Source organism: Sulfurospirillum tamanense (assembly GCF_016937535.1).
GTDB lineage: Bacteria > Campylobacterota > Campylobacteria > Campylobacterales > Campylobacteraceae > Sulfurospirillum_B > Sulfurospirillum_B tamanense.
In genome coordinates this window covers 1-9,353 of sequence record NZ_JAFHKK010000044.1, presented here as the reverse complement: position 1 = coordinate 9,353, position 9,353 = coordinate 1, and the positions used below count along the sequence as shown (strand labels likewise).

The window sequence follows — 9,353 nt, the reverse complement described above, 5'->3', positions numbered from 1 at the left end:
TATATTTATATCATACTGTTTCTATACAATTAATCTTGCTGTTTTAAAAAACTAAACACCAAGGGATGCGTCCCTTGCTACTTGGGAGGTTTGGGGATGGCTCTGTATAGTTTACTTCTTCTTGTGCCCTTTGTGATGGCTGGCCTTGCCCTAAAGCTCCCCTTTACCGCATTACGTCTTTGGTTTATGGGTCTTGTACTCTTGATGAGTGCTGCGGCAACTGCCTTGTTTGTTTCTCCTTCTGTTGCTACTTTTTCATTGGGAAGTTTTTTCCATATGGTACTGCTTGTCGCGGATCTCATCTTGTTGCTCTATTTTCTCAAAGAGGGGTGGGCGTTTAGCTCCAAACCTGTGTGGATGCTAGCACTTGCCCAACTGTTGATGCTTCTCTTTGCTAAATCACTCAGTGGCGGAACGGGGGCGGATTTTGTTCTTAATCAATTGGCTGCTTTTATGGCGGTGGTCATTAGTGTAGTAGGTGGCCTCATTGTCATTTTTGCACTGTGGTACATCGACCAAGAGCCGATTGACGAGGGGCGAAAACGCACGTTTATCGTAATGCTTTCCCTCTTTTTGGGTGTTATGCTCCTGCTCGTCGTTGCTAACAATTTGTTGATTTTCTTCTTGCTTTTTGAGCTCACTACGCTGGCTTCTTACCTACTCATCAGCTTTCGCCGTGATGCCCTTAGCCGCGCCAATGCCCTGCACGCGTTGTGGATGAATCAAATTGGCGGTGTGTTTATCCTCAGTGCTGTGATTATTGGCAGTTTTCAGGGTGTTTCGCCTTATTTTAGTGAAGTGCTTTCAGGTTCCGCCTTGCTCGTAGCCGCTCTTGTCGCCATGGCCGCTCTTGTCAAAGGGGCGCAAATGCCCTTTGATGGCTGGCTTCTTGGAGCAATGGTCGCCCCCACGCCAGTGAGTGCCATCTTGCACTCGGCCACCATGGTCAAAATTGCTCCTTTTGTGGTGCTAAAACTCTCTCCCTTGCTCGCCAACACGTTAGTGGCGGATGTGCTCATTGTCTTTGGCTCTTGTGTTTTTGTGATTGGGGGCATTTACGGCCTCTCGCGCGATGCGTTCAAGGAAATTTTGGGGTATTCGACCATTTCACTCCTTGGCCTCATGATAGCCATAGCGGCTAATGGTGGAAATCCTACTCTTATATACGCACTGATTTTCTTCCATGCGCTCTCTAAAGCCTTGCTCTTTTTGCTTGCAGGTATTTTAGAAAAAAACCACCACATCAAGTATGTTTCTCAAATGGATGGGTTGCTTTACCGTGCGCCTTTAAGTGCGGGGATGATTATCTTAGGTTTTGGCACCATCACCCTTCCTCCTTTTGGACTCTTTTTTGGAAAGCTTTTTTCCATCGAAATGGCTGCGGCAAACCTAGCCAAGAGTCCTGCGTTTTTGGTGTTACTCATCGCCCTTGCTGTAGGTTCGGCGCTTTTGGTGTTGCTCTATTTTAAAGTAGCTTCTTTGCTGTTTACCAAGCGCGCGGATGTAGAAACCTACGAAAAAGAGAAAGGGTTTACCTTTGCTTTTTTCTCTCCGGCACTCTTTAGTGTGCTTTTGGCGTTTTCGTACTCTTTTTTAATCCGTAGCGGATTTGAGCTTTCGTTGACTTATGTGTGGCTCTCCCTTGGCATGATACTGCTTGTGCCTTTATGGGTAAAAGTCGCGCACTTTAAAGGCATCGACCGTGTGAACGAATACTACTGCGGAGAAGTGGCACGTTTTGAGGTGGCCCAATGGTCTTACGCCCTCTCTCCTGCCGCGCAGTCGCGGATTGGGTGGTTTGGGGCTCTTGCCTTTGGGCTTATCCTCCTAGGAGGTGTGATGTGAGTTGGTTTTTGACCCTAATGGCTCCTTTTTTGGGCACCTTTGTCTCAGGCATTGACAGGCGTGTGCGCGCACGGATGCAACGTCGCGTCGGGCCACCGCTTTTGCAACCGTTTTACGACATGTTTAAGCTCCTTGATAAACGCCCCATGATGGTACACGGTTTACATGTAAGCCTTGGGGCGATGCATTTTATCGCCTTGTGGGTGAGCATTGGGATTATCATGTTTGGGGGGCATTTGCTTTATGCTATCTTTATGCACCTCTTAAGCTCGCTTTTTTTAGTGCTAGCAGGCTACAGCGTGCGTTCGCCTTTTTCCCATCTGGGAGCCAACCGAGAGCTTTTAGCCATCGCGGCTTACGAGCCAGTGCTTATCTTGATGGCGGTGGGATTTTACCTCCACACAGGCAGCTTTGAAGTGGGTGTCATCCTCTCTTCTCCCAGTGCGCTTTGGGGGATGCCTTTGATGTTTTTGGCCCTTTTGATCATCTTGCCCATAAAGCTTAAAAAATCTCCCTTTGATGCGCCCGAAGCCCACCAAGAGGTAGTGGGCGGGGTTGAGGTGGAGTTTAGTGGCACCTTTTACGAGGTCATCTACATGGCCAAAATGACCGAAATCGTCTTTGTGTACAGCCTTGTGTTTCTCTTTGGCGGGGCTTTCTTGTGGCTTGGCGCGTTGCTGGTCATCGCAGCGTTTTTGCTCGTTAGTGGTGTTGACAACGCTTCTGCAAGAATACGCATCGACCATCTGGTGCGCACTGTCTACATCAGCGCCTTTGTGTTAGCAGTTCTTGCCATAGGAGGAATGCGCTATGTTTAAGTCTTACCGTAAAAAATCCCCGTGGATTTTGCATTACAACGCAGGCAGTTGCAATGGCTGTGACATCGAAATCCTCGCCTGCCTTGGGCCAAAATATGATATCGAACGTTTTGGCATCCTTAATTCTGGCAACCCTAAACAAAGCGATATTTTGCTCGTAACCGGCCCTGTGACGTACCGTAGCCGTGAACGCTTGGTAGAGCTTTATGCCCAAATGGCCGAACCTAAAGTGGTCGTAGCTGTGGGAGCTTGCACTTGCACGGGCGGTGTGTTTCGGGGTATGTGCAACGTCGAGGGCGGCGTTGACCGCTACCTTCCCGTAGACGTGTATGTGCCAGGATGCGCCGCAAGCCCAGAGCAAATCATAGACGGTGTTATTCAGGGTCTAGCCGCCCTAGAAGCCAAAACTAAGGCCATCGAAGAGCCAAAGCGGCTTTTTGGTGGCTTACATGAAACTCTCTTTTTCACCTCTCGCAGACACATGCGCCAAAGGTTACCCCATGCAGAAGATTGAAACGAGTGCTGCCACGTTGTTGGTGGATTTGGAACATTTTTACGATGCGTCACTGTGGCATTTCATTACCATGAATTGCGTTGACACGGGAGAAGGCTTTGAAATACAGTACTTTTTTGCCAAATACGACAAAGTTGACGAGGTTGTTTGTTACTATTTTTTCTCTGCTTATGACGCCCAAATACCTAGCATTGCTACACTTATTCCGCCTGCATACCTTGGTGAAGGGGAGATGGTCGATATGTTTGGCATCGCAATTTCTGGCATTACCAAGGGGATGTTTTTAGATCAAGACTCCCTCCAAACACCCCTAAGGAAAGGCTCATGAAACAATCTATCAGCATCCCTTTGGGCTCTCAGCACATTGCGCTTTTGGAGCCTGTACGGTTTCGCTTTGAGACCCACAATGAAACCATTGTAGGCGTTGAGGCGGACGTGGGTTATGTGCACCGTGGCGTAGAAAGAGCCTGTACTTCACGCTTTGAGTTCAAGCAAATACCCGCTGTTGTAGCACGGGTATGCGGGCTGTGCGCCATCACACACTCACTGAGTTACACGCTAGCAGTGGAGCAACTAGTGAGCACGGAGGTGAGCAGACGCGCTCAGTATTTGCGCACGCTTATGGTAGAGCTCGACCGCTTGCATTCGCACTTGCTTTGCCTTGCCCATACGGCTGAAAATGCTGGGTATGAAGCGCTTTTTATGCAGATTATGGGCGACAGGGAACTCATTATGGAGCTTCAAGAACGCATCACAGGCAACCGCGTGCAATTTGACTTTGTGTGCATCGGCGGGGTGCATCGCGACGTGGACGCGGCGTGTGCTAAGGCTATTTTAGACGGATTGGCCACATTTGAGCCCAAACTCGAAGCACTAGAAGAGCTGTTTGAGACCAATTGGACCTTGTCTTTGAAATACAAAGGTATCGGCGCTATCTCTAAAGAAGATGCCGCCATCTTCAACGCCCTTGGGCCACTTGCACGCGCAGCAGGCCTTCGCACCGATGTCCGCGCAGAACAAAGCGTACTGCCCTACCAGGAAGTGGGCTTTGAAATGGTCGTAGAAGAAGGCGGAGACATTTACGCACGCAACCGCGTACGCCTGCGTGAAATGCGCCAAAGCATGGCAATGGTGCGCAACATCCTAGAAGGGCTTCCCGAGGGAGAGCTTCAGGCCAAAGTCAAAGGCAAGCCCGAGGGCGAATCCATCATGCGCCTTGAAGCCCCAAGAGGAGAGCTTTTTTATTACCTGCGGGGTAACAAAACCGCCACTTTGGAGCGCATGCGCATTAAAACCCCTACGTTTTCAGGCATCCCCGCGATGGTGAAAATCTTTAAAGGCCAAGAGTACGGCGACGTGCCAGCCATTTTGGCTTCGTTTGATCCGTGCATGAGCTGCACAGCCAAATAAAGGAGGATACCATGATAGCAGCACTCAAAACCGCTTTTACCAATCTCTTTAGCCCTCCTTTAACCCACGGGTACCCCGCAGTGCCTTTGCCAAAACCCGAACACTGGCGAGGACTGATTGAATACAATAAAGATTTTTGTATTTTTTGTGATAAGTGTGAAAAAACCTGCCCACCAGGGGCGATTTTGTTTTCATGGGCACTAGATGGAAGTAAAACTTACCACTACAATGCCCATTTGTGCATCTACTGCGGCGATTGTGTACGCGAATGCCCCAAAACCGGCCAAGCCCTGTGGCAAAGCGAAACCAAAGCCACCCCCGCGCTCAAAGCAGACATGCCCAATGAAAAATGGGACGCACTAGAACTAAACGTCAAAGAGAGCAAAGAAGCGTACAAAGCCCACAAAGCAGCGCAAAAAAAGGCCAAAGAAACGCCTTCGGATTAGATAGAGAAAAGGTGTTTGGCCTTAGCATACGCCGCCAGTGTTCTCCCAAACACCTAGTGTTTCTTCTGCTTGCTTTTGTGCAAAAAAACGCATCCTTTAAAATCCTTACATGTAAAGCTACGCGCCGTAAATATCTTTTCGCATTCCTACCCGCAACACGAGCAAGATAATCTCACCTTCAACGACCCAAAAAAGCACGCGGATTTTTCTTGCGACGATAAAGCGGTATTGGTTTTCAAGCGCTGTGCCTTTAAGCTCGGTCACTTTTTTGGAAGCCTTTAGTGCGTCGAAGTTTTCTGCGAGGTAGTGGATTTTTTTGACGATGAGGAGTTGGTCTGGCTTGTCAAAGTGTTTTAAATCTTTGAGGGATTTTTCGGAATATTTGACCCTCAAAGGTCGATGCCTAGCTCTTTGTACACTTCATGGCTCTCATACACGCGCATTTTTCCACGTGCAATCTCTTCTGAGACTTTGTCCGCAATAATCCCATCGGTATGGTCAAAGTAAAAATCCAGCGCATTTTCCACTACTTCTTTTTGCGACTTTTTAAGGGTTTTTGCCACCAGTTCTAATTCGTTTGCCAGTGACGCATCGAGGTTAAAAAGTTTTTTGACGGTTTGCATGGTATATCCTTTTATATATTGAATTGTATATCATAATAGGAGTAATGTCAATATATCTCCACCTTACATGTAAAGGCGTTAGCCCAACCGAAACCCTCTCTTGGAGACATTCTCCACCACTCCTTCGGGGAGTTTTTTGCGTAGGTCGCGGATGAAGCTTTTGCGGGCGGCTTCGCTGACGTCGCCTTGCCACAGTTGGGTTTCCATCATGGCGTACGTGACGAGGTCGTGGCTGGCAAGAAGCGCTAAAAAACGGCTCTCTTTGTGGCTCAAAAGGGTCATTTCCCCTTTACATGTAAGGGTTTCTTTCTCCACATCTAAAAACACCTCCTCACCCAAGGTAAACGTCCCGCTACTCTCCCCCACAAACGCCGCTTTGATGCCCTCTAGCAAGCGGTCGATGGAGGCGGGTTTTTGGATGAAATGCTGAATGTTGAGGTTGATAAGCTCGATGAGGTACCGCTCGCTCGTGTACGCCGTGAGCATCACGATGGGCGTGGCGCGGTCGGTTTTGCGGATGTGCTTGGCCACTTCGATGCCGTTGCGTTTGGGCATTTGGATGTCGCAGAGCACCAAATCAGGCCGTTTTTCTTCCCACAGTTGCACCCCCTCTTCGCCATCGCGCGCACTATAAACCTCCTTAAAATAGTACTTCAAGGTGTTGACTAACCCTTCTAAAATCCCCGCATCGTCCTCGATGCACAGCACCGTTTTAAGCGGATACGTCGTCTCTTTCACGCGCCACCTCCATCACAAATACCGCGCCCGCATCGCCTTGTTCGTACCACAATTTTCCGCCCATGCTTTGCTCCACGATGATTTTACCCATGTACAGCCCCAGCCCCGTGCCGTGTTCTGCTTTGGTGCTCACATACGGCTCAAACAACCGCGCTTGCACCGCCGCGTCCAGTCCGCCCGCGTTATCGTGCACGCTAATGCGCACGGCGTTTTCCAAAAGCCTTACATGTAAGGCAATCTGCGGCTCTTTCACTTCCCTTTCCACTAGCGCGTCTTTGGCGTTTAACAGCAGGCTAAGCAGCACCTGCGCCACCTCGCGTGGATACCCCACAACCTTGCACGATTCCCTTACATGTAAGGCGGTTTTAATGCCCTGCGCGCGCAAACTTGCCTTGGCCAAAAGCAAAGCTTCCTGACACACACTCTCCACGTCAAAGGCTTCTTTGGCTTTGGAGGGTTTGAAAAAATGGCGAAAATCGTCGATGGTTTGGGACATGTGGTCTAAAAGTTTTGTAGCGCGCGCGGAGGTTTTGGCCATCAAGGCGCGGTCGAGTTTATTAAACCGCGAGGCCGCTTCAAGCTCCATGAACATCCCCGAAATCTCACTGAGAGGTTGCCGCCACTGGTGGGCGATGAGGCTCATCATCTCCCCCATCTGCGCAAGCCGCGCTTGGTGCAGCATGGCCGCTTCTCGCTCTTTTTGCACCACTTTTTCTTGGCGCAACCGCCACAAAAGCACTCCAATCACACCAAGGGAGGTGAGGAGTAAAATCGATAAAATTACCATCAAAAAATCTCCTAAAGGGTGATTAAAAATTCCAAGTATTCACCATCTACTACTTTACCAACCTATCTATTTGCTGTTGAAAATACTCTCTAATTTTTTCTTTGCTGATTATCTCTTCTGGCTCAAGATGGTCTATCGCATCATCTTCGATGTCATCAATATAAACAAGCGAAACAAGAAATAATTTTATGTTTATGCCCTCTACCACCCTTTGCGAATGGTTAAAAATATTTCTCAGTCCCATCGTTTTTTCTAAAAAATACATATCATAGTAATCTCGATATTTTGCCCGCAAGAAAAGAACATTGACCTTCATGGCGGCGATAGCTTCCAGACTAGCAAGGTTAAATGTTTTTATCTTCATTGGCGTTAAAAAGCTCCAATGTGCATTGAAAAAAGTAACTTTGACACCCTCTAGGAGCATATCTATCTGTTCATTGGTTTGGTTGATAATCTCAACGGTGCCAAAAGAGCGCACATAGGTTAAAATCTCTTGTTTGTCAAAACTGTTTTCATAGGTAAAAAAATCTAAATCTTCACTTTTTCTGTGCTTTACATGTAACGCCAAAGCAGAACCCCCGACAAGCACATACTTTTTTAAAAAAGGGCAATTTTCCATCAGTGTCATTAAAACTTTTTGTGTTTTAGGAAGCAAGAAGTTTAAGTTTTTCAAGTCGTCCATTTTTCTTCTCCTTAAAATAACCGCTCTCTACGTCCATCCCGAAAAAGACTCTCGCTAACAGCAGATTCGTTTTGATAAAGCCCTGATCACTGACAAGCCTCTCTTCCCACACTTTTTTACTCAAGCGCTTCCCAAAAAGCTTCATTCCCGCACAAAGCCCATCAAAGTCACCATACTTCAGAAGATGCTCTATCACCAGTTTTTCGCCAGCCTCTTCATAAGTCATCTCTTTGCTATAACTCCAAAAGATTCCCTTGCTTTTTAGCCCTTCAAAAAGCTTAACTTTTGATTTGTATATTTTATAGAGTTTGGAAATGGAAACGGTCGAAAGATTCAGGTATTTTGCTATGTGTGTTTGCAAGTACCCTTCCTCTATGGCTTTGGCGATAGCCACTTCTTTATCGTATGTTTCAAAAAAATACGAGAGTTCTCTTTTTGTTTTTTTTACTATCTTTTGTTCTTGTTTTTCTAGCTTTGTGCAAAAGAGTTCATGCACTTTTTGTAGCTCTTCATCCTGTAAATCTTGCGTAAAATTTGTTTTATTAATGAATACGTAATCCATCGATGAGAACAAAACAGGCTTGCTGCTCATCGCCCATCGGTATTCGCCTATATGTTTGCTGATGTGCGCTTTGATGGGGTTAAATTCGATGTAACGCACCAAGGTGGTTAAGTAGTGCTCATCGTAGATATAGTGTGACTTAAAGCGCCCTTGCCAAAGTGGCCCGATGCGCTTGTGTTTGTTGTTAAAATAGATACTGTATTTGGAGTTTATCTGCCGCATAAACAAAGAGAGATTTTTCTCCTTGTTTTCCACCAAAAGATGATAATGATTTGGCATGAGACAAAAAGAGTGCAACACACACTTATAGGTTGACGCACTTTCATTGGCTATTTCTAAAAATCTTTCATAATCTTCTTGTTCAAAAAATACCGTACATCTTTCAACCCCTCGGTTGAGTATATGATAAAATCCTACCTCATCTATCCTAGGTTCTCTTGGCATGGCACTTCTTTACATGTAAAGGGATTTAAGTGGATATTGTATCGTTTTTGAGTAAATAGTAAATACTTGGAACTGTTAAATGCAATAAAATTTTGTAATTTAAACAATTTAAACACAACCAAAAGGAAAATTTTATGAACAAAGATAACTGCAATAGCTGTAAGAATTATGAGGATAAAAATTTAACTTACAGTTTAAAATACATATCATGGAATTACGTACTCCCGACTCTGATACTTATACCGGTCTATTTTCTTTTCTTCCATCCATTTTTTGCCGAATTAAACATAAGCAAATCTATTTTACAGATTGCATCAGCTGTTGGAGAAAGCTATCTTGAATTTTCCCACCTTCTTTCAGTATTCTTTGTGCTCAGTATTTTATTTACAGGTCTTTTTATGACTTTATTTTCAAATCAACACTGGGTAATTAGAATTTTATTATTTACTTTTTATTTGTGGCTTTCTCTGGCGCTTTTTAGTGT

13 protein-coding genes are annotated in these 9,353 nt (G+C 46.1%); 7 read left to right on the top strand and 6 right to left on the bottom strand.

Annotation, left to right across the window (positions count from 1 at the left end):
* Positions 1 to 96 precede the first annotated feature (96 nt).
* The 6 genes from JWV37_RS12170 to JWV37_RS12145 are packed head-to-tail and all read left to right on the top strand — an operon-like array spanning position 97 to position 5,033.
* Positions 97 to 1,845 (top strand): proton-conducting transporter transmembrane domain-containing protein, encoded by a 1,749-nt coding sequence (locus tag JWV37_RS12170; protein ID WP_205460098.1) that lies wholly within the window; start codon positions 97 to 99, stop codon positions 1,843 to 1,845.
* Positions 1,842 to 2,663 carry an NADH-quinone oxidoreductase subunit H gene (locus JWV37_RS12165; protein ID WP_369407686.1) on the top strand — a complete coding sequence of 274 codons (822 nt, stop codon included), beginning with the start codon at positions 1,842 to 1,844 and terminating at the stop codon, positions 2,661 to 2,663. The genes JWV37_RS12170 and JWV37_RS12165 overlap by 4 nt, the downstream gene beginning before the upstream one ends.
* Entirely contained in the window at positions 2,656 to 3,177 is a 522-nt protein-coding gene (locus tag JWV37_RS12160) for an NADH-quinone oxidoreductase subunit B family protein (protein ID WP_205460097.1), read from the top strand. Before JWV37_RS12165 ends, JWV37_RS12160 begins: the two co-directional genes overlap by 8 nt.
* The gene (locus JWV37_RS12155) at positions 3,164 to 3,505 is read left to right on the top strand and encodes an NADH-quinone oxidoreductase subunit C (protein WP_205460096.1); all 342 of its coding nucleotides are present in this window, start codon (positions 3,164 to 3,166) and stop codon (positions 3,503 to 3,505) included. The genes JWV37_RS12160 and JWV37_RS12155 overlap by 14 nt, the downstream gene beginning before the upstream one ends.
* Positions 3,502 to 4,587: a hydrogenase large subunit gene (locus JWV37_RS12150; RefSeq protein ID WP_205460095.1), complete on the top strand. Its 1,086-nt coding sequence runs from the start codon at positions 3,502 to 3,504 to the stop codon at positions 4,585 to 4,587. The genes JWV37_RS12155 and JWV37_RS12150 overlap by 4 nt, the downstream gene beginning before the upstream one ends.
* A gap of 11 nt (positions 4,588 to 4,598) precedes the next feature.
* A complete protein-coding gene (locus tag JWV37_RS12145) occupies positions 4,599 to 5,033 on the top strand; it encodes a 4Fe-4S dicluster domain-containing protein (protein ID WP_205460094.1) in 435 nt (144 codons plus the stop codon).
* Between the two features lie 117 nt (positions 5,034 to 5,150).
* On the opposite strand, the gene JWV37_RS12140 is transcribed toward JWV37_RS12145, so the two are convergent.
* The 6 genes from JWV37_RS12140 to JWV37_RS12115 form a co-directional block, all read right to left on the bottom strand.
* Positions 5,151 to 5,426 (bottom strand): type II toxin-antitoxin system RelE family toxin, encoded by a 276-nt coding sequence (locus JWV37_RS12140; protein WP_205460093.1) that lies wholly within the window; start codon positions 5,424 to 5,426, stop codon positions 5,151 to 5,153.
* Positions 5,423 to 5,656 carry a hypothetical protein gene (locus tag JWV37_RS12135; RefSeq protein ID WP_205460092.1) on the bottom strand — a complete coding sequence of 78 codons (234 nt, stop codon included), beginning with the start codon at positions 5,654 to 5,656 and terminating at the stop codon, positions 5,423 to 5,425. Before JWV37_RS12135 ends, JWV37_RS12140 begins: the two co-directional genes overlap by 4 nt.
* A 78-nt stretch (positions 5,657 to 5,734) precedes the next feature.
* Entirely contained in the window at positions 5,735 to 6,394 is a 660-nt protein-coding gene (locus JWV37_RS12130; RefSeq protein WP_205460091.1) for a response regulator transcription factor, read from the bottom strand.
* Positions 6,369 to 7,181 carry a sensor histidine kinase gene (locus tag JWV37_RS12125; RefSeq protein WP_240332205.1) on the bottom strand — a complete coding sequence of 271 codons (813 nt, stop codon included), beginning with the start codon at positions 7,179 to 7,181 and terminating at the stop codon, positions 6,369 to 6,371. The genes JWV37_RS12130 and JWV37_RS12125 overlap by 26 nt, the downstream gene beginning before the upstream one ends.
* 49 nt (positions 7,182 to 7,230) lie before the next feature.
* On the bottom strand, positions 7,231 to 7,863 hold the full coding sequence (locus JWV37_RS12120; protein WP_205460089.1) for a nucleotidyl transferase AbiEii/AbiGii toxin family protein: 633 nt from the start codon (positions 7,861 to 7,863) through the stop codon (positions 7,231 to 7,233).
* Entirely contained in the window at positions 7,826 to 8,869 is a 1,044-nt protein-coding gene (locus JWV37_RS12115; protein ID WP_205460088.1) for a transposase, read from the bottom strand. Before JWV37_RS12115 ends, JWV37_RS12120 begins: the two co-directional genes overlap by 38 nt.
* A 134-nt stretch (positions 8,870 to 9,003) precedes the next feature.
* On the opposite strand from JWV37_RS12115, the gene JWV37_RS12110 reads away from it, so the two are divergent.
* On the top strand, positions 9,004 to 9,353 hold a 350-nt coding region (locus tag JWV37_RS12110), incomplete at its 3' end, for a hypothetical protein (protein ID WP_205460087.1).